This is a genomic window from Akkermansia sp. NBRC 115031 (genome assembly GCF_030268505.1).
Classification (GTDB): Bacteria; Verrucomicrobiota; Verrucomicrobiia; order Verrucomicrobiales; family Akkermansiaceae; genus Akkermansia; species Akkermansia massiliensis.
Genome location: NZ_BSQU01000006.1, coordinates 55624 through 82141, shown reverse-complemented (window position 1 = coordinate 82141; position 26518 = coordinate 55624). Strand labels below are relative to the sequence as shown.

Annotated in this window: 19 protein-coding genes and 1 tRNA gene; 9 read left to right on the top strand and 11 right to left on the bottom strand. The window is 56.2% G+C overall.

Features of this window, described 5'->3' with window-relative positions; all coding sequences use genetic code 11:
- Window positions 1-13: 13 nt before the first annotated feature.
- The 3 genes from glsA to QSJ36_RS09085 form a co-directional block, all read right to left on the bottom strand.
- Window positions 14-955 (bottom strand): glutaminase A, encoded by a 942-nt coding sequence (gene glsA, locus QSJ36_RS09095; protein ID WP_022397049.1) that lies wholly within the window; start codon window positions 953-955, stop codon window positions 14-16.
- The gene (gene gadC / locus QSJ36_RS09090; RefSeq protein WP_022397050.1) at window positions 948-2432 is read right to left on the bottom strand and encodes a putative glutamine/gamma-aminobutyrate antiporter GadC; all 1485 of its coding nucleotides are present in this window, start codon (window positions 2430-2432) and stop codon (window positions 948-950) included. Before gadC ends, glsA begins: the two co-directional genes overlap by 8 nt.
- A gap of 393 nt (window positions 2433-2825) precedes the next feature.
- On the bottom strand, window positions 2826-3215 hold the full coding sequence (locus tag QSJ36_RS09085) for a hypothetical protein (protein ID WP_285468378.1): 390 nt from the start codon (window positions 3213-3215) through the stop codon (window positions 2826-2828).
- 571 nt (window positions 3216-3786) lie between these two features.
- Here QSJ36_RS09085 and QSJ36_RS09080 point away from each other — a divergent pair.
- The 3 genes from QSJ36_RS09080 to QSJ36_RS09070 all read left to right on the top strand — a co-directional run bounded on the left by QSJ36_RS09080 (window position 3787) and on the right by QSJ36_RS09070 (window position 11200).
- Window positions 3787-9543: an RHS repeat-associated core domain-containing protein gene (locus tag QSJ36_RS09080; RefSeq protein WP_285468376.1), complete on the top strand. Its 5757-nt coding sequence runs from the start codon at window positions 3787-3789 to the stop codon at window positions 9541-9543.
- On the top strand, window positions 9540-10121 hold the full coding sequence (locus tag QSJ36_RS09075) for a hypothetical protein (protein ID WP_285468375.1): 582 nt from the start codon (window positions 9540-9542) through the stop codon (window positions 10119-10121). Before QSJ36_RS09080 ends, QSJ36_RS09075 begins: the two co-directional genes overlap by 4 nt.
- A gap of 803 nt (window positions 10122-10924) precedes the next feature.
- On the top strand, window positions 10925-11200 hold the full coding sequence (locus QSJ36_RS09070; RefSeq protein ID WP_146017916.1) for a hypothetical protein: 276 nt from the start codon (window positions 10925-10927) through the stop codon (window positions 11198-11200).
- Between the two features lie 210 nt (window positions 11201-11410).
- Here the strand turns inward: QSJ36_RS09070 and QSJ36_RS09065 are convergent, their stop codons facing one another.
- The 5 genes from QSJ36_RS09065 to QSJ36_RS09045 form a co-directional block, all read right to left on the bottom strand.
- The gene (locus QSJ36_RS09065) at window positions 11411-11923 is read right to left on the bottom strand and encodes a phage integrase SAM-like domain-containing protein (RefSeq protein ID WP_345783937.1); all 513 of its coding nucleotides are present in this window, start codon (window positions 11921-11923) and stop codon (window positions 11411-11413) included.
- Between the two features lie 27 nt (window positions 11924-11950).
- Window positions 11951-12271: a hypothetical protein gene (locus QSJ36_RS09060; RefSeq protein ID WP_285468374.1), complete on the bottom strand. Its 321-nt coding sequence runs from the start codon at window positions 12269-12271 to the stop codon at window positions 11951-11953.
- Window positions 12272-12432: 161 nt separating this feature from the next.
- Window positions 12433-12507: transfer RNA gene (locus QSJ36_RS09055), tRNA-Gly, on the bottom strand.
- An 897-nt stretch (window positions 12508-13404) separates the two neighbouring features.
- Window positions 13405-14925 (bottom strand): proline--tRNA ligase, encoded by a 1521-nt coding sequence (proS, locus tag QSJ36_RS09050; RefSeq protein ID WP_285468373.1) that lies wholly within the window; start codon window positions 14923-14925, stop codon window positions 13405-13407.
- Between the two features lie 54 nt (window positions 14926-14979).
- Window positions 14980-15672 carry a site-2 protease family protein gene (locus QSJ36_RS09045; protein ID WP_102721397.1) on the bottom strand — a complete coding sequence of 231 codons (693 nt, stop codon included), beginning with the start codon at window positions 15670-15672 and terminating at the stop codon, window positions 14980-14982.
- A 103-nt stretch (window positions 15673-15775) separates the two neighbouring features.
- On the opposite strand from QSJ36_RS09045, the gene QSJ36_RS09040 reads away from it, so the two are divergent.
- The 6 genes from QSJ36_RS09040 (at window position 15776) to QSJ36_RS09015 (ending at window position 21906) form a co-directional block, all read left to right on the top strand.
- On the top strand, window positions 15776-16495 hold the full coding sequence (locus QSJ36_RS09040) for a hypothetical protein (RefSeq protein WP_102721398.1): 720 nt from the start codon (window positions 15776-15778) through the stop codon (window positions 16493-16495).
- 75 nt (window positions 16496-16570) lie between these two features.
- A complete protein-coding gene (locus tag QSJ36_RS09035; RefSeq protein ID WP_285468372.1) occupies window positions 16571-17479 on the top strand; it encodes a sugar phosphate nucleotidyltransferase in 909 nt (302 codons plus the stop codon).
- A gap of 12 nt (window positions 17480-17491) precedes the next feature.
- A complete protein-coding gene (locus QSJ36_RS09030; protein ID WP_102726727.1) occupies window positions 17492-18586 on the top strand; it encodes an aminoglycoside phosphotransferase family protein in 1095 nt (364 codons plus the stop codon).
- A gap of 28 nt (window positions 18587-18614) precedes the next feature.
- A complete protein-coding gene (locus QSJ36_RS09025) occupies window positions 18615-19541 on the top strand; it encodes an NAD-dependent epimerase/dehydratase family protein (protein WP_102726726.1) in 927 nt (308 codons plus the stop codon).
- A gap of 437 nt (window positions 19542-19978) precedes the next feature.
- Window positions 19979-20305, top strand: coding sequence for a hypothetical protein (locus QSJ36_RS09020; RefSeq protein WP_102726724.1), 327 nt, complete (start codon window positions 19979-19981; stop codon window positions 20303-20305).
- 290 nt (window positions 20306-20595) lie between these two features.
- Complete coding sequence (locus QSJ36_RS09015) at window positions 20596-21906, top strand: replication-associated recombination protein A (protein WP_345783936.1); 1311 nt, start codon at window positions 20596-20598, stop codon at window positions 21904-21906.
- Window positions 21907-22171: 265 nt separating this feature from the next.
- Here QSJ36_RS09015 and QSJ36_RS09010 read toward each other — a convergent pair whose 3' ends face one another.
- From QSJ36_RS09010 to QSJ36_RS09000, 3 genes are all read right to left on the bottom strand, one after another.
- A complete protein-coding gene (locus QSJ36_RS09010) occupies window positions 22172-23389 on the bottom strand; it encodes a hypothetical protein (protein WP_022397066.1) in 1218 nt (405 codons plus the stop codon).
- A 26-nt stretch (window positions 23390-23415) separates the two neighbouring features.
- Complete coding sequence (locus tag QSJ36_RS09005; protein WP_285468367.1) at window positions 23416-25644, bottom strand: discoidin domain-containing protein; 2229 nt, start codon at window positions 25642-25644, stop codon at window positions 23416-23418.
- A 109-nt stretch (window positions 25645-25753) separates the two neighbouring features.
- Window positions 25754-26353: a manganese efflux pump gene (locus QSJ36_RS09000; RefSeq protein ID WP_102731414.1), complete on the bottom strand. Its 600-nt coding sequence runs from the start codon at window positions 26351-26353 to the stop codon at window positions 25754-25756.
- Window positions 26354-26518 lie beyond the last annotated feature (165 nt).

Sequence of the window (26518 nt, the reverse complement as noted above, 5' to 3'; positions counted from 1 at the left end):
TTCTCATCCCGGATTAGCTCCGGAAAAGGTTCAGATTCAATTCCTTGATAATGGATTGAAGAGCTGCCTGGCCCTTCACGGTGTTTCCGGCGGGGTCCAGGGGCGGGGAGAAGGCCGCCATGGCCATCTTGCCGGGGACCACGGCCACTAGGCCGCCACCCACGCCGGACTTGGCCGGAACGCCTGCCTTGTACATCCAGTCCCCTGTGGAATCATAGAGGCCGGACATGCACATTTCCGCGAGGATGGGAGAAACGTTCTCATCCTTCACCACCCGCTTTTTGCTGACGGGGTTGACGCCCCCGTTGGCATAGCAGGCGCCCATCAGCGCCAGCTGGGAGGTGGTGATGTTCAGAGAGCACATGCGGGTGTACAGGTCCACGATCATGGGCGGCGTATTGTAAAAATAGCCGTAGCTGTCCAACAGCCACGCGATGCCGCGGTTGTGCTGGTTGGTGGCGCTTTCCGACTTGTAAATCTCCTGGTTCACGGTCAGGGCCGTATTGGCGAAGTTGTTGAAATTATGGATCATGTTCGCCCATATTTCATCGGAGTCCGAACCGTTGACCAGGCTGACTGTCGCCATGGCCCCTGCGTTGACCAGGGGGTTGAGGGGCTTGCCGCCGTGCAGCTCAATCGCCATCACGGAGTTGAAGGGCTCCCCGGTGGGGTCTGCCCCGATCTTCGTGCGCAGCTCCTTCATTCCGATCAGATCCATGACGTAGGCCAGGTTGAAGGCCTTGGAGATGGATTCAATGGCAAAGGGCGTGTCCGCGGAGCCTGCGGTCAGGATATCTCCGTTGACAGTGACTACGGCAATCGCCAGCAAGTCTGAGGGGACTTGCGCCAGAGCGGGGATGTAGGAGGCGTTTTTGCCTCCCTGGACCGTTTTGGCGTAGGCGTACGCGTTGTCCACAGCCGTCTGGATTTGTTCATTGGAAGGGACGTTACTCATGGGATATGGTATGGATTGGGGTTACTGTAGAATGGGTTCCATTAGTTTTTTCCCATCCGAAGGGTTCGAAGGCGTCTTCAGGATCCACAGGCCGCTTCCAGGAGGGCTTGGCCATGGCATGGATGATGAAAGGAATGCCGGCGAAGATGAAGGTGCCTATCACCAGAAGCATAATGTACATCGTATTGCTGCCGACGGTAATTTGGTTCGGCGGAATGAAGCTCACCAGGAAGGCCGCCAGGCTGGCCAGGAAGCCGAGGCCGCCTACAATCCACATGCCGAGGGTCTTGCCTCCGGGAATGCGGAAAGTGCGGGGCGTATTCGGTTCCCGGTAGCGCAGATAAATGCCGGAGGCGAACATCAGCATGTACATGATGAGGTACAGGATGATGGTAAGCTGGGAAATAATCTGGTAGGCGGACTGCACGGAAGGCATGATCACGAACATGATGGAAAGCAGGGTGACGATGCAGCCCTGAATGAGCAGGATGCCCATCTGGACGTTGTTCTTGTTCCGCTTCTGCATGACGGGCGGCAGGTTGCCGGCCAAGCCTACCTGGTACAAGCCTTTGGAAGGACCTCCCACCCACGCTGTTACCTGGGCCAGAACGCCTACGGCCAGCGCAAGCGCCAGAATCCAGTTCATCCAGCCGAGGCCGAAGAAGCTGAAGTAACTGTCATAAGAAATCAGCAGGCTCTGCACTAGGTTGATCTGGGAGTTCGGAATGATGAAGCCGATGGCCAGCGTGCCCAGAACGAAAATGAGTACCGTAATGATGGCGGAAATCAGAATGGCCAGCGGATAGTTGCGGCCGGGATCATTCACGTCCTTCACATGCACGGCGGACATTTCCATCCCTGCATAGAACAAGAAGATGCTGGCGGCCAGAACGAGGTTGTTGAAATTGCTCATATCCGGTATCAGCTTGTCCCAGCTCATGTCCAGCAGAATCGGGTTGCCTCCGGCCCAATAGCTCAGGCCCAGCAGAATCAGGATGGCGCCCGGAATGATGGTTCCGATGATGGTGCCCCATTTGGTGACGCCTGCGGAAGTTTTCATGCCGCGCAGGTTGAGCAGGGTAGCCGCCCAGTACACGCACAGCACCACGATGAGCACATACCACTTGTTGGCGGCAAGAGCTTCATCCCATCGCTGTCCGGGTCCCATGAAAGCCAGGGAGACGGCGGCGAAGGTTAGCACGGTCGGAAACCAGATGGTGCTTTCAATCCATTGCAGCCAGATAGCCAGGAACCCCCATTTTTTGCCGAAGGCTTCGCCTACCCAACGGTAAACGCCGCCTTTCTGCGGCCATCCGGTGGTGAGTTCCGCGGCTACCAGGGAGACGGGCACCAGGAAAAAGACCGCTGCAAAAATATAGTAAAAAACGGAACTGAGTCCGTACGTGCTTTCCGCCGGCATGCCGCGCAAGCTGACAATGGCGGAAACGTTAATCATGGCGAGCGTAAATACCCCCATGCGAAGGACGGATTTTACCGCCGGAGCGTTATTGGTTGTAGCGGGACCTGTTGGAGAGGTCCCTGATTGAGTCGTATTATTCATTGGTTTATTCCGGGTTGAGAATTGGGACGGCGTATAGAAGTGCCGACACCGACCTTATCTGAACGACCAGAAAAAGAGCTCTTTCGTTGAAGAGATGGTGCAGATAGGGGTGCCGGAGTCTGTCTTAACAGCGGTTACCGCTTTCCGGATGGAATGGGAAAGGCCGTCCGCTTTCATGCTGGCGCTTTTTTGAGCGGCAAAGCAGGAGCATACGGGCAGAACGTCCGGAATGGCTCTCCGGCTGCGGGGGATTATCTGCCAGGAATGAAAATGAACGCTGCTAATGCCACTTAAGGGGATTCCATTGTCTCAACCCAGTTTTCTGTTTCCCGGGGGACGGCTCCGTGTAGAAAAACGGGTAAGAACGGAAAATGGATTGGTATGGTCCAATTTTTCCCTTCTGGCGGAATTCCGGAGGGGGCTTCGGCTTGTAAGGATCATCGCCCCTTTGACGGGGTTCCACTCGTAGGAATAAACCTTGACGGGAGCTCCCTGCGGGACGGCTTCTCCGCGAACATTCCTGGAAGCCTGGGAGACTCCGTATTGGGAGATGATGAGGTTGTTGGAGGAACGGCTGAAACTCAGCATGCCGTCCCTGGAACTGGTGATGCTGTTGATGTTCCCCTGGCTGTTTTTGGAAATCTGGACTTGGGAATCGTAGGACTGTTTCGAAATAACGGCCCCGGTTTTGGTGGTCATGGAATGGACGCTACCGGTGGAGAGATTCAACGTCTGGGAAGAACCGTCCGGCTGGACAACTTTAGCGAATGCGGCGTTGCCAGTGGTGCAAATATCATCGCAGGGATCAGAACAGGATTGGCAGGGATTGCTTTCCTTGGTCGGTGGAACGCTGCTGGAGCTGGAGGACTCGGAGGGACGCGCAGTTCCGCGTGGAGGCCCGTTCCGAATACGTGGACGTGCGCGAACAGATTACCGTGAAAGCTGCCCTGGGGACTACGCGCCCGGACAACAAGACCGTTTTCCTGATGTCCTGCAAAGAGGCATAGGTACAAATGTGCGATAGCATAACGTGTCCGGATGTTTGCCTGTAAAGTAAAGATCATCAATTATTCAGATAATAAAAAATCCATTATTTTACAAAAATCCGACGTTGTGCTATCACACCTCCTGAATGGCCGAGGGAGATAACCCACTGCACTTTTTTTTCTGTTTATTTCTCCCGGAAAGGTCCCTGGCAGCCGCCAGCCTTCCGGGCATTTTCCAGGGCGGTTGCACCTTCATATCAACATCAACAAATTAAATTAAAATCATGAATACTCCTGTTACTTTACTTGAAGCGGAATTTCCCCTGGACAAATGGGAAGGCCAACTGAAAGGCGACCAGCCCCATTTGAATGTGGAAGCTCCCGCTCCCGAAAAGACGACCCTTTGGGACGGCTACATCAAAATTGAAACCGCAGGCTCTTATGAAATCAAAATCGGCGCGGACGATTATGGTTATTTTACGCTGGGAGGCCAGGCAGCCAGCCTTGCCAACCCGGGACAATACCGGGAATCCGATCCTGTCACCGTGGAACTGGAAGCGGGATGGCACCAGGCCTTCCTTTCCCACACCAACATCGACTACAAGCCGGAATCCGGCAACGTCTCGCGTTTCGACTCCTACCTCAACGGAGTCCAGGTGGAGCTCTACGACATCGTGCCCGCAGAAAACAAGCCGGTGGTATGCAAGAAGGGATGTGACGGCAAGGAAGTTTGTGAGGACCCGGACGCCCCCAGCGGGGGAACCACCCCCAGTTCCTCCCCATCCTCCGCCCGCATGTCCTCCCGGCTGGCCCGTTCTACGGTGTCCGGCTCCTCCGCAGGAACGAACGTGGCGGCGGATGCCTCCCAGGAAAGCATGTATTGGCAGTGCAACTTCGGCCTGTTCCGGGGATTGCCCGGCGTACCCGGAGGCCAGATTGAAATCGTGGAGGAGGAATTTACAGAACGCCTCTGGTCCCCCTCCGCCCTGTTGTTCCGCCATGTGCTGCACAGCAAATTGCTCAAACCCACGGAAGGCTTGAGCAACAACTGCATGGTAGCCGTTCGGAAAGGTTCCCTGCTGGCCTATTACTTCATCACCCAGGGGGAAGAGGACAACGGAAGTGTGGGCAACATCGGCTACAACACGCGCCTGACCAACCGCGCCCGGATGCTGGGAGAAGATTTTACACCAGTCGTTTCCAATCCGGTTTACATTGAAGTGGCGGAAGCCAATGGCAGCAAGATGGTCTATTCCGTGGAAACGGGAGATCCCGTGCGTTTTACGGCATCCAGCGGCCAGCAGCTCACGGAAGCGGATTTTCATGCCTTCATGGATGTGGTGTATGCGGAAGATGGTTCCCTGCGGCAGGTGAGCAATATTTCAGACGGCCTTGCCAGCGTGCAGGACGTGACGGAAGCGGGCTATACGCTGGCCCTGTACCTTCCTTCCCAGGTAGGAGCCAAGGATGAGACGACAGGGCTTTATGCCGTGACGGGAGAGCCGTTCAAGCGCTTTGTTTTTGCCCGCAATGAGGAAGGGGACAAGGCGAGCGTGACGGAAAGAACGCCCGGAAGGAATGATTTTGTCACAACCTGGTGGAAGAATGGAGAGGTATGGTGTCTGGGCAAGGGCACGGGAGACTCCGCTATTCATACGGTCAGGACGCGCACGGAGGTCTCCGAAAAGGAATGGAACCTGCTGACGGAAGTGCGGATGGGGGAAGAAGGAATGGCGGTTTCCAGCCTGATGGAGAACTACAAATCCACCCCGCAGGGCAATCTGCTGATGAGCAGAACGGAAGGTTACGGTTCCGACATGGCCCGCACGACTTCTTATGAATATTCCGCCAACGGGGTTCTGACGAAAGAAACGCGTCCGGACGGTTCCGAAGTCAAGTACGAACAGGATCGTCTGGGTCGTCAGACTCTCGTTTCCACTCCGTATAAAGGCTTTGCGGAAAAGAGAGTGAAGACGACCTACTGCGAAGCGAAGTTCAACGATCACGATCCTGCAGAAGTGACCACCATACTTCGGCAAAAGAACAAGGCGGACGTGCAGTTGAACCAGACGCTTTATACCTATACGGAAGAAAACGACGTCAGGCGCGTGGAAGAAAGGACGACCGCGCTTGGGGCTGAAGGAACGCGGCTGGAAGTGACGGAAACATGGCTGGCCTCCGCGCCCAATCCGTATGCCAGGGGACGCCTCAAGATGCGCCAGGGTATTGACGGCGTACAGAGGGTTTATTCTTACGAACTTACAATCTGGCATGGAGCGGCCTATACCGTGACGGAGGAAACGCAAATCGACGGAGCGCCCGTACCGGGGCAGAGCCGCCGAATGGTGTCCTTCATCTCGGCGGAAGGCAACACGGTCAGGACGGAGGAATACATCCTGCTGACGGATGGAACCTGGTCGCTGCTGGACAGCGCCGACTACGAGTTCGACCTTCAGAACCGCTGGATCAGGAAGACGCGCGGCAACGGACGAATAACGGAACGGGAACTGATGTGCGACGGGCGTCCCCTATTGGAAAAAGACGAAGACGGCATCCTGACCAGCTATGGCTATGACAGCGCAAGGCGGTTGGTGGAAATGATCCGCTCTGCGACGGAGACTACCCCTGAAACCATCATCTCCTATACGAGGGATGCCCTGGGGCGTGTAGTTGAGGAGAGAAAGGACATTGGAGCCATGAGCACTGTGCGCCGGACGGCTTATGACGTGCTGGGGCGCGTCAGCTCCGAGACGGATGAACTGGGAAGGGTTACGACCTACGCCTATAGCGACGACGGATTAACGACGACGGCGACGCTTCCCCATGGAGCAACCCTGATTCGGACGACTGCCCCTGACGGTACTCTTCTCTACCAGGGAGGGACGGGACAGAAGGAACTGTCCCACAGGATTGACATCATTGAGGATGGCATCCGGAAAGTCACATTGGAACCTCAGCCAGAAGGAGACCCGGTAGCAACGTTCCGGGAAATCACCAACGGTTATGGGTTAGTCATCCGCACGGCTACAGCCAACGCCTTGGGCAGTTTCTATTACAGCCGGTTCACGTATGATGAACGGGGGTATCTTGTCAAGACGGAGGTGGATGCGGGAACGCCTGCTACCGCCATGGCTCCAACCTTGAAGGAATACGACGCCTTCGGCAATGTAACGAAGGAAACATGGAAGCTGGACGATCATCCCGATGCCACCAATTCCCGCATCACGATTTATTCCTATGCGGCTGAACAGGGGGATGACGGCATCTACCAGATCACGACCACGACTATGAACAACAGCCAGGGAACAACCTATTCCCTTACGGAAAAGGTTTTGATTTCCTCCCTGTCCGCAACTTTGGAAGACAAAACGGTTTCTATTGACCCGAGAGGGCAGGAATCTGCTTCCTGGACGGAGTATGCCGGAGATGCCAAGCGAATCAGCAAGAACAAAATCCCGGGTTGTGAAACTGCGGCAATCTCCCTGATCGTGGATGGCCTGGCTGTGTCCCGCACTGATTATGCCGGAGTAACGACAAGTATTGCCCGCAGCTACACGGAAACAGGCATTGTTCTCGCCTCCACGGATGTCCGCGGCAATGTGACAACAACTGTCCAGGACATCGCCGGGAGGACAGTCAGCGTAGCGGATGCTGCGGGGAATGCCACTACTTACGCTTATGGGGAACCGATCGACTCTCCTACGGTCATCACGGACGCTTTGGGGCATACTTCCTACTACGCCTATGATATGAGAGAAAGGAAGATCGTGGAATGGGGAACGGGCATCCAGCCTGCCGTCTTTGCCTACGACAACGCCGACCATCTGATCAGCATGCGAACGTTCCGGGTGAGCGGGGAAACCATTACAACCGACCCGCGGGAACGGACTGATGGCGACACGACTACCTGGACTTACGAGAAGGCCAGCGGTCTTTTGCTGTGCAAGACCTATGCGGATGAGACTCATGAGAATATATCTTATAACGTTTTCAATATGATTACTTCAAAGATAGATGCAAGAAATGTGACTGTTTCTTTTATTTATGATCTCAAAAAAGGAGTAAATACTTCTATTATTGCCGATGATGGAACTCCAAGAATTACCTATGCTTATAACCACTTGGCGCAGATGACCCGTGTGACGGACGATGCCGGTACCAGGGACTTTACCTACAACCAGTACAATGAACTGGTGACGGAAACGACGACGGGACTGGCTCAAAGCGCTTTGACTCACCAACGCGACAGCCAGGGCAGGGATGCGGGCTACAGCCTGCAATACGGCAATTCCACCGTCCAGCAGACGGCGCTGGGTTACGATACTGCCGGAAGGCTCTCAACCGTGGAACTCAACGGAATGGCAACTCCTTTTGCCTATGGCTACAATGCCAATAACGGCCTGCTGGAGACGCTGAATTATCCCAATACGCTGAAGAGATGGTACACACGGGAAGAAAAGCGGGACCTGGTTATTAAAGTGGATTATCTGCGTCCGGGAGGTCAGAATTATCCGGCCAAGGTTGATTACACCTATGACTCCCTGGGGCGTCCCGTGACGAAAAAGGATTATTTCAACACACCCGGTCCCGATTTGACACATGCCTACACGTATAATGACCGTGGCGAGCTGACTGCCGATGCCATGAGCCGGGGAGGAACCTACAGCTACGCCTATGACAATATCGGCAACCGGGAAATGTCCCGGGAAGGCACGGCTGTTCCCACTGCCTATGAAACCAATGAACTCAACCAGTATATTTCCATTGGAGAAGGAGAGCAGGCTGTGTTCGTTCCGGAACATGACGCTGCCGGGAACCAGACGAAAATCAGGACCGCCACGGGAGAATGGACCGTTGCCTACAATGCCTTGAACCAGGCGGCGAGTTTCACGCAAGGCGGCAAGCGCGTGGAATGCCGTTACGACTACATGGGAAGGCGAGTGGAGAAATCCGTTTATGAGGGAGAAGATCTTGTTTCCCGCAAGCGCTTCCTGTACCGCAATTACCTGCAAATTGCGGAACTGGATGCCACCGACACAACGGAGGAGGCAACACCCATTCTCCGCAAAACCTACCTGTGGGACCCGATGGAACCGGAAGCCACGCGCATTCTTGCCATGAGCCTGTTTGATGAAACGGGAACGTACCAGGAAGACTTGTATTACACGCATGACTTCATGAAAAACACGATAGCTCTGTTTGGCATCCAGGCAGGAAGAAGAGCCTTGTATGAATACGGGCCTTATGGTAGTGTGGTCAAGATGGAAGGTAATGCAGCCGAGCTGAATCCGTTCCGCTTTTCAAGCGAGTATTCCGATGACGAATTGGGATTGGTCTATTATAATTACAGATATTATCATGCCCTCTCCGGGCGGTGGCTGACGAAAGACCCCATGGAAGAATATAGTACGTTGAATATGTACAGATTTCTCAATAACAATTTGGGAATTGATCAACTTGGATTAATCAGCGTGTCTCAACAACAGCCTTTGCCCAGCGGGCCTCCTCGCGTGGAAGGACCTCCCGAATTAGGCTATAAAAGCATCTCAAAGAAAGCGGGTGAGTGTGGACACTTTCGCTGGGATATTCAATGGATTCTTAAGGGAAAAACGAACCCAGATGGAGTAATATATCAGGAAGTCAAAATAAAGGGAAAAATTAAAAACTGTGATAAAGAAGATCCTAATTCTGTTCCTCTGTCGAGCTTAGAAAAAGAAAGCTGGAATGTGAGTGGAACGATGAAAGATACATGGTCATTTGCTAAACTGTTTTCTCACGAGGAACGGCCTACGGAAGGAACAGCTACCTTTGAGGGAACGGCTTACTATACATCGAAAAAACCTGGTATGGGAAAACCTCCTGTATGGACATATGCAGGAGACGAGGCGGAACCTCTGTGTAAAGGAGGAGTTTGCCTTGCCGATACATCCCACAATGGACTTGAAAAAGAGCCGCCAGCCAACTCTAACAAAGTCACAAGAACCTTGAAAATATCATGGTGCTGTTGTAAATCCAATAAAAAGACTAAATTTGAATCATGAGAATATTACCCTCTGCCTGTTGTATTGGATTTCTATGTACGTTGATTTCCTGTACTCACAACAATATTGGACAAAACGATATTGAGCATATTGAAATCATTCATGATCAATTTAATCCAAAAGTAGATGATTTGTATTTACCTGGTTACAAACGTTATTCTTGGACGGATTATCCCTCCGACAGTATTCGGGAGATCAGGGAGAGGGCGAAACGCCTGAAACAAGGAATGGATGAACAACAGGTGATTGCCCTGATGCGTCCTTTGGTTGTAAGTTCGTCTTTTTCTTTTCTGCTGGCAAAGTACAGGGATCCGGAAATTATAAAAAAGGAGTTTCATTTTAATGAATCTTCAAAAGATTTGGTGAAGATCAATCAGTCATCTTATGATCCAAAACGTTCTGATAGATTCTACATCTTCATGGAAATTCCCTTTTCTGAGAAAACAGGGAAACTCCGGAAAGATGGACGGGAGCTTGAATTGGATGTAAAAAGAATTCGTCATGGGACGGATGCTTTAGAATTTGAGGGATATCGCCTGCCCGTTTCTGAAAAACGTCCGATGTATCGGTATAGATAACAGATGAAATGAGGTTTCCATGAGGATACATGAAGAGCCCCGAAATATTTCGGGGCTCTTTTTTGCTCAATGGTATTTTACCTGTTTTCTTATCATGTGACTTTTGATGCCGAAAAATGGCTTGAAATGAAAAATGTGAAGTAGCCTTATGATAGTGTAATCAGGATGGAAGGTAATGCAGCCGAGCTGAGTCCGTTCCGTTTCTCAAGCGAGTATGCTGATGACGATGTAGGATTGGTCTGTTATAATTACCATTATTTCAATCTTATGGATGGCAGATGGATCAGTAGATATTCTATTCAAGAATCTGATAGCTGAAATTTGTATGAATTTACTAGGAATAATAGTATTTACATTTCTGATTTTTTAGGACTGCTGTTTTTGTTCTTTCTACCTTCGATCCGAATGATCCTCAACTAAATGGGTCTCAAGTCAAAATAGCCGATAAAGATATAAAAGCTATAGATGATTTTTTAGCGGATTTTGATGCAGTAGATGAAGATATGCGGATAAAACTTAAGTAAAACACTGGTAAAGAGTGGTTGATCAGTAGATCAGTAAAAAACTCCCAGTTCCTGCCTTGATGAGGTTCTCCCTTTAGGCAGGAATTTTTGTGATCTGATATTATCAGGAGACCAAGTTTTTATGGATGATTTTCCAAAAGCGCATAAAGCCCTCATGAAGAATCCATATTTTATTGTAAAGGGCTCCCGGATGTTCCGGGAGCCTTTTTGTTTTTCCATTTTCCTGATGGATTTTTCGGGAAAGAAGAAGTAGGTCGGGAATTGTTTCCCTGTCTCTCCATGAATATTCCTATTCATTGCCTGCTGCTCCAGACTCCGGGAGAACTCCTGGAAGGTGAAAAAGACTTCCTCCGGCTGGGGTATGCCGTGGAAGCCTTTCCTTCCACACAGGACGCCTCCTGCCTGGATGATGCGGAACCGGAAGAACTTCCGCTGCATGCCTATGCCCCCGGCTGGCGCCATGGCGACCTGCCTGTGGTTCGTTCCCGCCGTGCTTCTCTGGTCCGGATGCTTGCCGATCCCCGCTGGCAGAAGGAGGATCATGCCCGACAATGAACCGGCACAAGTCCGCAGGAACATTCGCCAGACGCAGAACAGTAACTGCCGTTGCGCGCAGACTGTGGAAACTCAGAGGGGCAAGTCTCCGCCTGTTTCCTTTCGCTGCTGGAGGATTCTTTTCAATGTATCCGAATTTCTTCAGCAGAGCGTTGAATTCGATGGAAAGTTTGCTCGACGTATGATCCGCCTGCGCGTGACGCATTGCCGCTACCGGAAATACGTAATCGCTCGCACGGTTGCAAGCCGTCTGTCCAGAACTTCCTTCAAAGGCAAGATGATGGGCTTGTTCATGTGCCTTTTGGTTTTTTGGGCCGTCATCAAAATGCTTCCACCTTCCATGTCAATTTGCTTCCATTGGAGGGTAGCGATGTTGTCCAAACGCTGGCCTTCCGTATAAAGGCAGACGCGTATCATGTCGGGCCATTCTCCCGGCAGGATTTCGGTCAATCGTTGAGCTTCCTCGACTGTGAAAGCGCGCCTTTCGGTAGCATCGGCACGGTTGATCTTGCTGGGACGCACCCCCTTGAAAGGATTGTACGGAAAGAGCCGTTCGTTGACTGCCTGTTGAAAGGCTGCATTCAAACCGTATAGGTAAATGCTTACCGTCTTGGAACTCAGCAATTCCAAATATTTTTCCATGAACCTTTGCGCCTGGGCCTCCGTCACCGTGTCCAGGGGCATTTCCTGTTTGGGTCCCAGAAAGTCGAGAAAACACCGGATAGCCTTCCCGTAACGAAGATTGGCACGTCAGTTGGGGCGGGTTGCCAGCCATTGATGCGGATAATCCTTGTCGCTGGGCATGTATTTTTTGTTTCGCAGGACGGACTTGGCCTTGTTCCCGGCGAGTGAAACGATAACATCGGCATTTAGAAGTGCCCCTTTTGCTTCCTTCTCCAGCTCTTCTGCGATGATGCGCGCCTGAAGTTCAGCTTCTTTCATGGCGGCGTTCTTCAATTTGCCTGGAGTAACCAAGGGAGTGATCTTGATGCCGGTGGTACGAACCTTGAGTTTGTCTCCAACTCGGAAGCAGGCGTACCATGTGTCTTTTCTTTTGATAATTCCAGCCATAATGTTGTGGTGTTAGCGGTTTTGAATCTGCTATGCACCGGAAAGTCGATGTATAGCACAGTGCATAACAAAACCATGTAATAGGACTGAATATCACACAATCTGCTACCAAGGGAGGCCTTGTAAAATGAGGGGTTTACAATAAACCCGAAGGCAAAAAATGGAGCGGATGATGGGATTCGAACCCACGACATCAACCTTGGCAAGGTTGCGCTCTACCCCTGAGCTACATCCGCTTTGGATGACCGGAGCCTTGCGGCATCCGTGTGGCAGAAAATATATAGGGTTATCCGGATTTGGCAAGATTTTTTTAGAGAAAAATTCATGTTCACCGGAATAGGGCCATGCTGCCGTACCTTTTAAAGAGGACTGATGGTTCTGTGGAAGGAGCGGGGAGGACGGGAAGGTGCCAGGCTGCTTTTTCCGGTTGTTCCGGTTTGACTTCGGGGAAGGCGGCGTTTTGTTGCTCTTTCAATTCCGCGGCCGTTTTGGTTCCATGTTCCAGCAACAGTTTTCCTTGGCGGCGTCATGGCGGTTCCTGGCGTGGGCCAGCATGGAAATCGTTCCCCTATGTACGGCATTGACGTTGGCTCTCTGTTCCAGATAAAATTAACCTGCTCCGTATTGCCGCGGCAGATGGTATTCTTGAGCGCCGTATCTTCGTTAACCGATCGTTTGCAGTGTGGTTCCGTAGGTTTCAGCAGTTGCTGGGCCTGGGGCGTACGGATGACGGTAAAGGCGTACGGGGTGAATTCATCCGGCTCCGGGGCCAGGCGGTTTTCCGCCACGGCGCGGACGAGCCGCTTGACGTTTTCCGCCAGCAGGTCTTCCGAGTCCACGCTTTCAACCGGGCGAAGGCCAGCAGGTTGTCCCTTCTGTCCCGCCATCAGGAGACGCAATCCTCCAGAGGATGACTGTGGTCGGCATCTCGGGGTGGTCTTAACCGGAAGAGCATGTATTTATCCCTTATAACGGCGGAATGGCGTCGGTGTCCGAAATGAAGCGGTTTTTACGGCAAGAATACGGAAAATCATGAAGGGCTCCCTGTTGCCATAAAAAACGGGACTGTTCCGGAAGGCGCGTTTTCCTTGCCTTGGAACAGTCCCGTGAAGAAAGGGAGCCAATGGAGGAGATCAATAGCTTCTGGCCCAGAGGACGCGGCGTTCCGTCATGCGGCCGGTGAGGATGCAGGGGGCGGGTTCCCCGCGGCCCAGTTCGCCGAGCGGGATGCAGCGGATGGAGATGCGCAGGCGCTTGGCGAGTTCCTCTTCCTCTTCCGGAGAGCCGTCCCACGGCACCTGGAGCCAATCGGCGTCTCCTTCTCCGGAGAAGTTTTCTTCCAGCTCCCGCAGGGTGGAGGCGGGGCGGATGTGGGCATCCCGGAAGGCGATGGCCCGTTGAAGCAGGGTATCCTGGATGTTCTGGAGAATGTCCGTAACGGTATCAACCAGTTCCGTTTCCGGGACAAAGGATTTTTCATTGACGGGCTGGACGCGCCGCTGGAGGCAGACGGAGCCTTTTTCCAGGTCCCGGGGGCCGATTTCCAGGCGCACGGGCACTCCCTTCTTCACCCATTCCCATTTCTTGGCGCCGCCGCCCAGGTCGCGCCTGTCCACCAGCACGCGGAGCGGCTGGCCATGGAAATTCTTGGCGCGGAGGGTGCGTGCCAGTTCCTCGCAGTGGTCCAGAATGGCCTGGCGGCTTTCTTCCTTGGGCGTAACGGGGATGATGACGACCTGCTGGGGAGCCACGCGGGGCGGGCAGACCAGGCCGTCGTCGTCGGAGTGCATCATGATGAGCGCCCCGATCATGCGGGTGGAGACACCCCAGGAGCTGGTCCAGGCGAACTGCTGGGTATTGTCCCTCCCGGCAAAGCAGATGTTCTGGGATTTGGAGAAGTTCTGTCCCAGGAAGTGGGAGGTTCCGGCCTGGATGGCCTTGCGGTCCTGCACCATGGCTTCCACCGTGTAGGTCTGTTCCGCGCCGGGGAAGCGTTCCGCCTCCGTTTTTTCCCCGGGGATGGTGGGAATGGCGAGCACATCCCGCTGGAAGTCCTCGTAAACCTTGTGCATGGTGAGGGTTTCCTCAATGGCCTCCTCACGGGTTTCATGGGCCGTGTGGCCTTCCTGCCACAGGAATTCAGCCGTGCGCAGGAAGATGCGGGGCCTCATTTCCCAGCGCATCACGTTGCACCACTGGTTCACCTTGAGGGGCAGGTCGCGGTAGCTGGATGTCCAGCGGGCGAAGGCCGCGCCGATAACGGTTTCCGAGGTGGGGCGGATGACGAAGGGTTCCGTGAGCTCCCCGGTAGGAATCATGCGGGTCTTTCCGGTGGCTTCATCCTTCTGCGCTTCCAGCCTGTGGTGCGTGACCACGGCGCATTCCGTGGCGAAGCCTTCGGCGTGCTCCGCTTCCTTCTCCAGATAGGAAATCGGAATCAGGAGGGGGAAATAGGCGTTTGTGTGGCCGGTGTCCTTGAAGCGCTGGTCCAGGTCCTTCTGGATGAGTTCCCAGATGGCGTAGCCCCACGGCTTGATGACCATGCAGCCGCGCACCTCGGAATTCTCCGCCATGTCAGCGGCCTTGATGACTTGCTGGTACCACTCGGGAAAGTCCTGGGCGCGGGTGGGGGTGATTGCAGTTTGTTGAGACATATTGGATGGTATGTTGAATGGAGCGGGCGCGGCCCGCAAAGGAAGCTCGGAATATTAAAAGGGGGCGTTTCTGTATTCCCGGTAATTGCTGTAGGCGAAGAGGGCCATGAATATGGGAATGAAGTAGCCGTGGAAGAGCTGGAAGCTGAGCAGCCCGATAATGATGGACGTGATGAATCCGGTCATGAACACTTTTTTGGGGGAGCGGATGAACTGGGCGATCAGCTGGCCGCCGTCCAGGGGGTAGATGGGCAGCAGGTTCAGGATTGTCCACCATTCCCCGATCATGATGAGGCAGGAGAGGATGTAAAGCTGGGGGGAGATGGCCGCCGCCGTGAAGGGGCTGATGGCCAGGTCCCAGAAGGTCAGGTTGTGCGCGGTCATGACCGGGGCGACGATGTTCCAGGTAATCCACAGGCTGATGATGCCCAGCAGCAGGGTCATCATGGGGCCCGCCAGAATCATGAGGGCCCTTCCTCCGCGCGTCAATTGCATGCCGTGGCTGCTCGTCAGGCCGCCGAAGAGTTCCAGAACGATCGTCTGCTGGCCCCCGCCCAGCCTGCGGCCCACCAGAGCGTGCCCCATTTCATGGGACAGGATGGCGACGAAGCCGGCAATGACGAACAGGGCCGGATAAATGAGGCCTTCCACACTGTTGATGCTGAGAGCGCCGCCGAAGATGGCCAGCACCACCCAGAAGCTGGGGCGGATGTAAACAGGTATCCCGAACAGGGTGAAATGAATCATGCGCGAGAGGGTAAGGGCAGATTCCCCTTTTGCCAAGCCCGGAGAATGTGCATGCACCGTTTTGGCGTTGGTGCGGTGCAGGGGATTGTGTTAAAAGGCCTTCATGAGGCTGTTTCCCATCATCCTGTGCTGCGCCGTGCAGGCCGTACGGGGGTATGACGGACCCCCGCCCCTGACGGAGGTGGACGGCCGTTCCCCCATCCGCATGGGGGGGGAATTGCTGGGCGGCTACCGTTCGGACTACATCCACCGCGGGGAAAAGATGGGGCCCAATTCCGTGGAAGGCCAGATTTCCGGCGGGGCCTCCCTGTCGGACTCCTGGGCGGTCAGCGGGGAATTCTTCGCCATCCGCAACTGGCAGGGGCGCAATTTCAGCCAGACCACCCTGCACGGGGAACTTCAGTATTACCTGGCGGACGAGTGTACGGCCGGACTGTTTGTCAACGGGCAGTGGTATGATTCCTGCCCCCTGAAAACAGGAACGGAGCCCGGCCTGTCCCTCAAGTGGAACCCCATGCCGTCCTGGTCGTTCAGCGGCTCTTTCCTGTATGATTCCGGGCAGGAGGGGATGTACTCCCAGTGGGGCGTTACCTGGCAGCCCCTGCTGTGTGAATCCGTCGCCATGGTGAATACGGTTTCCCTGGGGTTTTCCCATGATTACCTGGGGAGAAACGGCTTGAAGGAACTGATGGTGCGCACGGGCGCGCGGTGGGCCGTTTCCGGCAGTCTGCGGTTGGAGCCTTTCCTGGGGTGGTATTGCGGCTACGGGCGGGACGATTTCAAAAAAGTGGTGCTGGGCCTTTGGTGCTCTTACGTTTTTTAACGGGCGGATTTCTCCGGTTTTCCGGCATTTTCCAGTTGCCAAACGGGGAGGCTTGGTCATAATGGCCCGCGTATTATGAAGCCTACACTTCTTGTTTTAGCAGCTGGTATGGGTAGCCGTTACGGCGGTCTCAAGCAACTTGACCCGATGGGTCCCAATGGTGAAGTCGTTCTCGACTATTCTGTTTATGATGCCATCCGGGCCGGTTTTGGAAAAGTGGTATTCATTATCCGCCGTGACTTTGAAGATATTTTCAAGGAAAAGGTCGGCAGCCGCTTTGCCGGCAAGATTGAGGTGGATTACGCCTTCCAGTCCCTGGACGACCTGCCTGAAGGCTTTTCCGTGCCGGAAGGCCGTGAAAAGCCCTGGGGCACCGCCCATGCCCTGCGCGCCGCCCGCCACGTGGTAAAGGAACCCTTTGCCGTGGTGAACGCGGATGACTTTTACGGCGCGGACGCCTTTGTGCAGGCCGCCAAGTTCCTGACCTCCACTACGGATGAACCCGGAAAGGCCCATTACGGCATGATCGGCTATCCGCTGAAGAACACCCTCTCCGACAACGGGGACGTGAACCGCGGCATCTGCTCCATCAAGGAAGGCCTGCTGGACGGGGTGGAGGAATTCGTGAAAATCCAGGCTGATGAAGACGGCGTGGTGCGCGGCAACAACCTGAAGGGCGAACGCCTGCCTGTGGACCCCGGCGAACTGGTTTCCATGAATTTCTGGCTCTTCTCCCCCTCCTTCATCGATCTGACGGAAGACCGTTTCATTGACTTCCTGAAGGAACACGGCCAGGAGCCCAAGAGCGAATGCTTTATTCCCACCGTGGTGGACGCCCTGATTCATGAAGACCGCGCGGACTGCGCCGTTCTTCCCACCTCCTCCACCTGGTTCGGCATGACCTATCCCGGGGACAAACCCATGGTCGTGGAGGGCATCAACAAACTCATCAAGCAGGGCGTATACCCTGAAAAGCTCAACTAAGCCTCTTTTCCCATGCACGATCTCAAGGCTGTATCATCCCTGTTCGATCTCCGGGGCGACTTCGTCCACGGTTACTCCTACGGCAGCGGCCACATCAACGACACCTACTGCATCTGGGTGGACCAGGCGGGCCAGCGCATCCGCTACATCCTCCAGCGCGTGAACCATAACGTGTTCAAGCAGCCCATCCCCCTGATGGAAAACGTGAAGCGCGTGACGGACCACGCCCTGAAGCGCCTGAAGGAGGAGGACTGCCCGGAAGCCTACCGCCGCACCCTCACGCTGGTTCCCTCCGTGGACGGCAAGCCGTACGCCCTGGATGCGGACGGCAACTGCTGGCGCGTGTACCCGTTCATTGAACGCGCACGCACCTATGACCAGATTGAAACTACCAGGCAGTGCCAGGAAGCGGCGCGCGCCTTCGGCGAGTTCCAGAAACTCACGGCGGACCTGCCCGGAGAACCCCTGTTTGAAACCATCCCCGATTTCCACAACACCACTTCCCGCCTGGAGGCCCTGAAAAAGGCCATCCAGTCCGACCCCCTGGGCCGCGTGAAGGAAGTGCAGAAGGAAATAGACTGGTACCTGGCCCGTGAAGCGGACTGCCATCTGGTGGTGGACTACCTGAAATCCGGCGAACTGCCCCTGCGCTGCACGCACAACGACACCAAGCTGAACAACGTGATGCTGGACGACGTGACCGGGGAAGGCATCTGCGTGATCGACCTGGACACCACGATGCCCGGTTCCGCCATTTACGACTTCGGGGACATGATCCGCACGGCTACGTCCCCCGCCGCAGAAGATGAAAAGGACACCTCCAAGGTCACGATGCGCATGTTCATGTTTGAGGCGCTGGTGCAGGGTTACCTGAGCTCCGCCAAGAGCTTCCTGACGCCTCTGGAAAAGAGCCTGCTGCCGTTCTCCGGCAAGCTGCTCACGATGGAATGCGGCATCCGCTTCCTGACGGACTACCTGTCCGGAGACGTGTACTTCAAGATCCACCGCCCGGAACACAACCTGGACCGCTGCCGCACGCAGATGGCCCTGGTGGAATCCATCGAGGCGCAGATGGATGAAATGAAGGCCGTTGTGGACCGCTACTAACCAATACCTACCAACATCGGAAAAACATATGAAGATTCTCGTAACCGGCGGCGCCGGATTCATCGGTTCCCACATTGTGGAACACTATCAGGACAAGGCGGAGGAAATCCGCGTGCTGGACAACCTGCGCACGGGCTACCTCAAGAACCTGGACGGGCTCAGGCACACCTTCATTGAAGGCTCCATCTGCGACCGCGAACTGGTGCGCCAGGCGGTGCAGGGAGTGGACTACATCTTCCACATGGCCGCGCTCGTCTCCGTGCCGGAATCCATGAGCAAGATCGGAGAATGCATTGACATCAACGTCAACGGCCTTCTGAACGTGCTGGAGGAAGCTTCCGCCGCCGGGGTCAAGAAAATCGTGCTGGCGTCTTCCGCCGCCATCTATGGTGACAACCCCACCGTGCCCAAGCTGGAAACCATGTACCCGGAACCCAAGAGCCCCTATGCCATCACCAAGCTGGACGGGGAATACTACCTCAACATGTTCCGGGCGGAAGGCAAGGTCAACACGGCCGCCGTGCGCTTCTTCAATGTCTTCGGCCCCCGGCAGGACCCCAAGGGGGCCTATGCCGCCGCCGTGCCCATTTTCATTGAAAAAGCCGTCAAGGGAGAAGACATCACCGTGTACGGCGACGGCACCCAGACGCGCGACTTCATTTACGTGAAGGACATTGTGGGGGCCCTCACCTTCGTGGCGGAGCATCCGGAAGTCACCGGCGTGTTCAATGCCGGGTACGGCGGCCAGATCACCATTGAAGAACTGGCGGACAACATCATCAAGGCCGCGGGTTCCTCCTCCAAGGTGCTCCATGCCCCGGAACGCGCCGGCGACGTGAAGCATTCCCGCGCCTGTGCGGACAAGCTCCGGAGCGCCGGATGGCAGCCCAAACACACCCTGCCGGAAGGCCTGGCGACTACGCTGGAATATTTCAAGGGCATCCTGGGCAAGTAACTTTCCGGAACCTCCGGGTTCATCATCATTCAGGGACTGTCTCCGCTCCTGCGGCGGAGACAGTCTTTTTTCATGCCGGAATGGCTCATGTATGACAAATTCCGCCGATGCTATCATCTGAATCATTCAAAAAGACATTTTGCCATAACGGGAATGGCAGAAGCGCAGCATTCCGATAGGAATGAAAATTCATTCATCATCAAGCAGGTTTCCCGGAATGAGGCAATACTTTGCAGCTACAATAAGATGATTGGCGGAAGTTGATATTTCGTATTTGTTAGAGAAAAAGATTTCTTACAGGAAGGGCGGTCGCCGGGATTGAATATCATTGACAGGAGGAAGGGTTAATAATAGAGACCAAAAACGATATGCATCCCTTCAGAAGTACTTCTGCCAATCATCTAGCTGCGTTTAATGATCCCTATCTTGAACTGGTCATGGCCCGCCGGAAGGAGGAAGCCCGCTGGGGATGGATACCTTTTGCCGCATTCGTCTCCTTTTTATTCGTGTACCGTATCTTCGGCTTGTTCATGCCGAGCAATGATGCGGACGGCTCGGAACCCTGGCTTTTCGTGCTGGCGCTGGCAGGCTGGGGGCTTCTGGCGCTCATCCACATGATTGTGCTTCCCATCTGGATGCTGATCGCCTCCCTCCGTTACTGGGAGGTGAACCGCAGGATGCTGGCGGTGACGGGGCTTCTGTTCAGTATTCTTGCCCCTGTCTGCATGGTTCTGATGCTGTCCTGCTGGTCCGTGTCCGGTTGAAGCGGTGCTTGACCGTTCCACTGGACGCCGCGGGGAAGGGGCATTCTGCGGCGTGAGTCCGGTTGCCGCGGGCTCCCCTGGCTGATGGCCGTTTGGCGGGGCGGGTAATTTCTTCTCCTCTCTTTTTCCTCCTCTTTCTGCGGGGAGGGGACGGCGTTCCCTCCGTGAAACTTGCCGGATTCCGGGGATTGGCCTTTTCTCCGGTCTTCCCAGCGGGTAAAATACCTCCAATGGATCTGTTCAGTTTACAGGAAGCGGACGCGAGAGAAGGCTTCGAGCCTGGAGCGGATATGTCCGCCATGCCCCTGGCCGCGCGCATGCGTCCGCGCACTCTGGATGAAGTGGCGGGACAGAGGCACCTGCTGGCGCCGGGAAAGCTGCTCAGGCGCGCGATTGAAACGGACAGGTTCACCTCCCTGATTTTTTACGGTCCTCCCGGCTGCGGGAAGACCACCCTGGCCGCCGTCATCGCCCGGACGACGAACGCCCATTTCATGATGCTCAACGGGGTGGAATCCAACGTGGCGGACATCCGGGAGAAAATCGCCCAGGCGCAGATGAGGATGAGCATGCACGGGCGGAAAACCGTCCTCTTCGTGGATGAGCTGCACCGATTCAACAAGGCGCAGCAGGACGTCCTGCTCCCCCATCTGGAAAAGGGAACGGTCAGGTTCATCGGCGCGACGACGGAGAACCCCTACTTTGCGATCAACTCCCCCCTGCTGTCCCGCTCCCAGGTTTTCCCGCTGGAACCCGTGCCGGAGGAAGAGCTGGCCGCCCTGCTGAAGCGTGCCCTGGCGGACGCGGAGCGCGGGCTGGGAGCCTCCCGCGTGGACATGGAGGAGGAAGCCCTGAACCACCTGGCCGCCAAGGCGGACGGAGACGCCCGGAAGGCCATCACGGCGCTGGAAGTGGCCGTTCTGTCCACCCCTGCCGGGGAAGACGGCGTTATCCATGTGAACCTCTCCGTAGCGGAGGAATCCATCCAGCGCAAGGCCATCAAGTACGACCGCCTGGGAGATTCCCATTACGACACGATTTCCGCCTTCATCAAGTCCATGCGCGGCTCTGATCCTGACGCCGCCCTGTACTGGCTGGGGATGATGCTGGAAGCCGGGGAGGACATCCGCTTCATCGGGAGAAGGCTTGTCATCGCCGCGTCGGAAGACGTGGGGCTGGCAGACTCCAACGCCCTGCGCGTGGCGCTGGACGCGGCGCGCGCGGCGGAAATGATCGGCATGCCGGAGGCGCGCATCCCGCTGGCGCACGCCACCGTTTACCTGGCTACGGCCCCCAAGAGCAATTCCGCCTACATGGGCATCAATGCCGCCATGGATGACGTGCGCAACGGAAAAACGCTGGCCGTGCCGGAGCACCTCCGGACGCCCACGCGCAAGAAGCTGGCCGCCGCCGGCGGTGCGGACGCCGCCAGGCTGGAATACCTGTATTCCCATGATTACCCGGAACATTACGTCCCCCAGGCCTACCTGCCGGAAGGCCGCGTTTACTACACCCCCACCGGAAACGGGCTGGAACTGCGCATCAAGGAGCGCATGGAATACCGCCGCAAGCTGGCGGAGGAAGGCGGGAAAAAGGGCTGAACAGGGCGCTTCCCTTGTCCAAGCTGACGGCGCCAGCATGCCGGCAGATGCACGGGCCGCCTCTCAATTCGTTTTGATTTTTCCGGGAATGCGGCTCCATTCGTCGACAAAGAAGGAAGGAAACGCTTGCGCCAGCTCCTGCATGGGAGCGGGCAATCACTTTTTCCGGGAAAAAGGGGAAGGCAGGAATTCCCGCGGGAACATCCTGCCTTTTTGAAGGTTTTGATAGGGAGAAGGCTTGTGCGCCTCCGCTTTCCGGAAGGAATCAGGGTTCCTTGGTTACGATGATGTCGCAGTCCGCGTCAAACCAGCCCTGGCCCTGGCAGTCGAAGACCAGGTCCGGTTTTTCGGAACCGGAGAGGCGCAGGGTGAATTCGCGCCCGTTTTTGTCTTGCTGGTCCTTGGGCAGTTCGCTGACCACGCGGCTGCCCCTCATGAAGCGGGGATTGCGAATGTTGCAGCCGCCGCTGTTCATCTTGAAGGTGATCTTGTAGTTGCCGGGGCCGTTGAGCATGCTGCCGATGTTGACGCGGGTGGGCGTAAATTCCGGGCGCAGGTCATAGCCCGTGAAGCGCGGCTCCTTGAGGGTGACGGGTTCCGTCAGGAAGCGGTAGTAGTTCTGCGCGCCTGTTCCCATCAGGGTCTTGGGGGAGATTTTGGCGATGTCCGCCAGAGTTTTCAACGCCTGGTCCTTTTTCCCCTCGCTGCGGTAGAGCCAGAACCTGGCCGCCATGACCTGCTGTTTTTGCAGGGGAGTCAGGCCGGGGATTTTGAGCTGCTTGTCCACATAGGCATGGGCGGCCTTGTAGTCTTTCTGGCCGCCGTTTTTGCCGGAGTCTTCCACCATCCGCTGCACCTTTTCAATGTAGGGCAGGTGCTTGAAGGTGTATTTGAAGTGCATGCCCCTGGTGTCTTCCGGGTCCGCCTTCTTGATTTTTTCCAGAATGTCCTTCCTGGCGGAGGCCGCGTACGGGGGAAGCTGCTGGAGGCCTTCCCCGTAGAGAAGGGCCGCGTTCGCGCCGGAAGAGGCGTCCGCCTTTTCCCACAGGGCATTGGCCTTCTCCTGCTGCTTCACGGCTTCCAGCGCCTGCTTCATGACGGCGGGCAGCGTTTCCTTGGAAACGCCTTCGGACAGGAAGACCATGCCGCCGGCGGGGGAAACCACCTGGATGGCCGGGATATTCCAGATTTCACCGGGAGGCTTGGGCAGCTTCTTTTCCTCTTCCGTCATTTCCTCCCGTTCATCCTGGATGCACCAGAGGACGGGTTCCGGGGAGTCCTTGGCCAGGTGCTCCACGGCGCGGGTGACTTCGCGCGATTTGGGGGACCAGTCCGTGCCGGCCCACACGACGATCATGTATTTGTTGACGGTTTTGGCCTCGTCCTTCACGGCGCTGTAGGCCGGAAGGGCCGCCTGGACGGGCGCGGACAGGAGGAGGGCTGCGGCCAGCAGGCCGGGAACGATGTTGAGATGATGAAACATGGCGTTAATGGAAAAGGGTGCAGGGGTTATTTTTCGTAAACGAGGATGTGGCGCAGGTGCATGAATTCCGGCTGGGCGTTCTTGGCTTCCACCTTGATCCACTTGGCCTTGGTTCCTTCCGGAGCGGTGATGACCCATTCCTTGGGCATGTTTTCCGTGGCGGCCAGGGGGAACCAGGTGGCTCCGTCCGTGGAGGTGGAGACCTCCATCTTCTTCATGCGGTCTTCATTGCCGTTGCGCTTGGTGACCACCAGCCCGGCCAGGTCCACGCCGTTTTTCAGTTCCACAATGACGTTGGGGTTCGCTTCCTTGTCCGTATGCTGGGAGCCGCCGCAGGGGCGCAGCAGGTTGATGTGGTCCCACGGGCTGTCCCACTGGCAGGTGGTGGAGCACCGGACCATGCCGTCCGCGGGCACCAGCTTCCAGCCCTGGGGGATGGCTGCATTGACCGTGTTGGCAGACGTATCGGCGTCAGAGAAGGAGGCGGCCGCTTTGCTCAGGGTCTGGAAGGCCGGGATGGAGCGGGCCATTTCCGTGGCGTAGATGGCTTTGCCGTAGGCTTCCTTCAGCTTCTTGGGATCGGGGGCTTTTCCGGAGGCTCCGGCTTCCCCCGTCTGCTGGGCTACCTTGGCGAAGGCGTTGGAGAAGACGTCCGCCTGTCCGTTTTCCACAAAGGTTTTAACGGCCCATTCCAGCGCCTGGCCGAAGTTGGTGCCGTCTCCCGTTTTCAGGTGCATGGAGAGGACCGTTTCCAGATAGGCCGCCTTTTCCTGCGGATTGGTCAGGAAGGCGGACTGGGAATCCAGCACGGGCTGGAATTTCACCGCCCAGGAGGTGGGGGTGGTGGCGATGGTTTCATGCAGGTCCCGGAACCAGGCGATCCGGTCCTGGGACGGGATGTCCATCAGGAACTTGTTCTGCACGTCTTTCAGGATGTCGAACGCGGCAAAGCCGTTCCCCTTGTAGTGGGAGAGGGCGTCTTTGGCGTACACGTACCAGTCGATGGGCTGCATGCCTTCCTTTTCCATCAGCAGGCGCTGAAGCTCCGTGCGGAAGAACGGGTGCAGCGGGGTTTGCTTGAGCGCTTCCCCCCAGGCCTGGATGGCCTTGTCCTTGTTGCCGGCTGCTTCGTCCAGGCGGGCCTGCGCGGCCCACAGGTAGGCTTGGTCCGCCTTGGCGTTGTCCGCAAAGACGTTTTCCATCAGCAGGTAGGAGGTGGGGGCCTGTCCGCCGAAGATGTGGTTGTGCATGCCTCCGTCCGGTCCGCCGAAGCCGCCTTTCCATTCACCGCGCTTCACGCGCACCGCATAGGCGCAGTGGCCGGGCTGCCCCACCGGGTAGGCCGGGATGCCGTGGGCCTGGGCAGCCATGGTGCCGAAGTAGGAGAGGCCGCCGCACACGCCGCCGATGACCTGCGTGTTTTCCGCGGAGGTGTTGACGTCGCGCCACGGCACGTAGAAGAGGGGCCCCTGGATGGTGTCTCCGAAGAAGTTGTTGCCCGTATAGGGGGCGGCCCAGCAGGCGTCCGTATAGCGCCGCCAGGGGAGGTTGACGTGCTCATTGCTCCATTCGTAGGATTTGTCGTCCCACGTATGGCCCACGACGAAGCGCATTTCCCACGGGCGCAGCTTGATGAAGCCGGGATGCAGCTTGTTTTCCTGATGCAGCTTCTTGAAGATCTGGTAACGGCGCACCGGGTTGCTGTTGGCGGAGTTGGTTTTCAGCTTTCCCGCCATGGGGCCTGTGGAGAAGACGGAGGCCAGCCCCGTGGCGAGGGACTGGTAGTCCCGGAAGTCCGCGTTTTTACCGTCCGCCTTCCAGATGTCGGAAAGGATTTGAAGGCCCTCCGGGGAGTTTTCCGGAATCAGGCCCGCGCCCAGGTAGAGTTCCATCCATGCCGGGTCCTGTAAAAAGGCCTTGATGAAAGCCGCGTCCTGCGGGCTTTTGGAGAAAACGGCCTTCACGTTGTCCGGTCCCGTGACGCGCAGGAGTTCGTGAATGTCCAGCAGGTGGCGGTATTGCTTGTCCTGAAGCAGTTTTTGCCCCGATTTGGTTTGTTCCCCAGCCTTCAGGAGGGAGGAGCGAAGTTCCGTTTGCAGCCCGGCAAAGTCGCCCGCGGCTATTTTCTGCGCCAGGGAGGTCGGCAGCTGGCTGGCGGCAGACGGCGCTTCCGTTTCAGGTTCCGTCAGATCCTGCGCCATGCAGACGGGCGCGGCGAGCAGGGCGGTGCAGAGAAGAAGGTGTGAAATATTCATGTGGAAAAGCTTGTTTAAGGATAGCGGAAAAAAGGGGCCGGAGCCAGTTTGTTTTCCGACTTACTACGGCGCCGGAACAGTATTTTTATCATCCGCCGCGGGGCATCTTTCAGCATAAATGGTCACAGAGCATTTTCACGCCCAGGCCAATGAGGATGAGCCCGGCCCCCGCTTCCAGGTGGAAGGTGGGGAAGCGGTGCAGCCGCCGGGTCAGGAAGAAGCCTGCCGCCGTGCACAGGAAGGTGGTGAAGCCGATGACGGCGGCGGGGAAAAGTACGGCGTGGAGGGTGGGGGATGCGCCGCACTGGGCGGAGGAGAGGTAGATGCTGACGCCCGCCACCAGGGCGTCTATGCTGGTGGCAATCCCCACGGCCAGGAGGGTGGGCAGCGTCAGGCTGGTGACATGGGGCATGTGCTCCTCTTCATCACGGTGGTTCCAGCCTTCCCTGATGACGTTGATTCCCAGAAAGGTGAACACGGCAAAGCCCAGCCAGTGGTCCCAGGCGGCAATGTACTGGTGGACGGAACCCGTAAGCAGGAAACCCAGCACGGGCATCAGGAATTGTCCCGCCCCGGTGGACACGGAAAGCTTGATGCCGTTGACCAGACGTTTTTGCTTAATGAGCAAGCCGTAGGTGAACGCCACGACAAAGGCGTCTACGGACAGGGCGAAAGCCAGGAATAACAAGTCGGCAAGCGGCATGCTCATTGCGGAGAGGCACTCTAGGACATCCCCGGGAAAAAGCAATTTTTTTGTTCCCCGCGGTTTTTTCCGGGTTCCGGGTGCATGGGAGAGAGAAGAATCGGCACGTTCCCCATGAGGGACTGCCCAAATGCATGGAAGTCTGTTGTAGAGAGACTTTTCCGTTTTTCG

What these genes read in the sequence shown, in the direction of transcription:
- glsA (WP_022397049.1), bottom strand. Translation starts at nt 955, where the DNA reads ATGAGTAACGTCCCTTCCAATGAACAAATCCAGACGGCTGTGGACAAC.
- gadC (WP_022397050.1), bottom strand. Translation starts at nt 2,432, where the DNA reads ATGGGGGTATTTACGCTCGCCATGATTAACGTTTCCGCCATTGTCAGC.
- QSJ36_RS09085 (WP_285468378.1), bottom strand. Translation starts at nt 3,215, where the DNA reads ATGACCACCAAAACCGGGGCCGTTATTTCGAAACAGTCCTACGATTCC.
- QSJ36_RS09080 (WP_285468376.1), top strand. Translation starts at nt 3,787, where the DNA reads ATGAATACTCCTGTTACTTTACTTGAAGCGGAATTTCCCCTGGACAAA.
- QSJ36_RS09075 (WP_285468375.1), top strand. Translation starts at nt 9,540, where the DNA reads ATGAGAATATTACCCTCTGCCTGTTGTATTGGATTTCTATGTACGTTG.
- QSJ36_RS09070 (WP_146017916.1), top strand. Translation starts at nt 10,925, where the DNA reads ATGAATATTCCTATTCATTGCCTGCTGCTCCAGACTCCGGGAGAACTC.
- QSJ36_RS09060 (WP_285468374.1), bottom strand. Translation starts at nt 12,271, where the DNA reads ATGGCTGGAATTATCAAAAGAAAAGACACATGGTACGCCTGCTTCCGA.
- proS (WP_285468373.1), bottom strand. Translation starts at nt 14,925, where the DNA reads ATGTCTCAACAAACTGCAATCACCCCCACCCGCGCCCAGGACTTTCCC.
- QSJ36_RS09045 (WP_102721397.1), bottom strand. Translation starts at nt 15,672, where the DNA reads ATGATTCATTTCACCCTGTTCGGGATACCTGTTTACATCCGCCCCAGC.
- QSJ36_RS09040 (WP_102721398.1), top strand. Translation starts at nt 15,776, where the DNA reads ATGAGGCTGTTTCCCATCATCCTGTGCTGCGCCGTGCAGGCCGTACGG.
- QSJ36_RS09035 (WP_285468372.1), top strand. Translation starts at nt 16,571, where the DNA reads ATGAAGCCTACACTTCTTGTTTTAGCAGCTGGTATGGGTAGCCGTTAC.
- QSJ36_RS09030 (WP_102726727.1), top strand. Translation starts at nt 17,492, where the DNA reads ATGCACGATCTCAAGGCTGTATCATCCCTGTTCGATCTCCGGGGCGAC.
- QSJ36_RS09025 (WP_102726726.1), top strand. Translation starts at nt 18,615, where the DNA reads ATGAAGATTCTCGTAACCGGCGGCGCCGGATTCATCGGTTCCCACATT.
- QSJ36_RS09020 (WP_102726724.1), top strand. Translation starts at nt 19,979, where the DNA reads ATGGCCCGCCGGAAGGAGGAAGCCCGCTGGGGATGGATACCTTTTGCC.
- QSJ36_RS09015 (WP_345783936.1), top strand. Translation starts at nt 20,596, where the DNA reads ATGTCCGCCATGCCCCTGGCCGCGCGCATGCGTCCGCGCACTCTGGAT.
- QSJ36_RS09010 (WP_022397066.1), bottom strand. Translation starts at nt 23,389, where the DNA reads ATGTTTCATCATCTCAACATCGTTCCCGGCCTGCTGGCCGCAGCCCTC.
- QSJ36_RS09005 (WP_285468367.1), bottom strand. Translation starts at nt 25,644, where the DNA reads ATGAATATTTCACACCTTCTTCTCTGCACCGCCCTGCTCGCCGCGCCC.
- QSJ36_RS09000 (WP_102731414.1), bottom strand. Translation starts at nt 26,353, where the DNA reads ATGAGCATGCCGCTTGCCGACTTGTTATTCCTGGCTTTCGCCCTGTCC.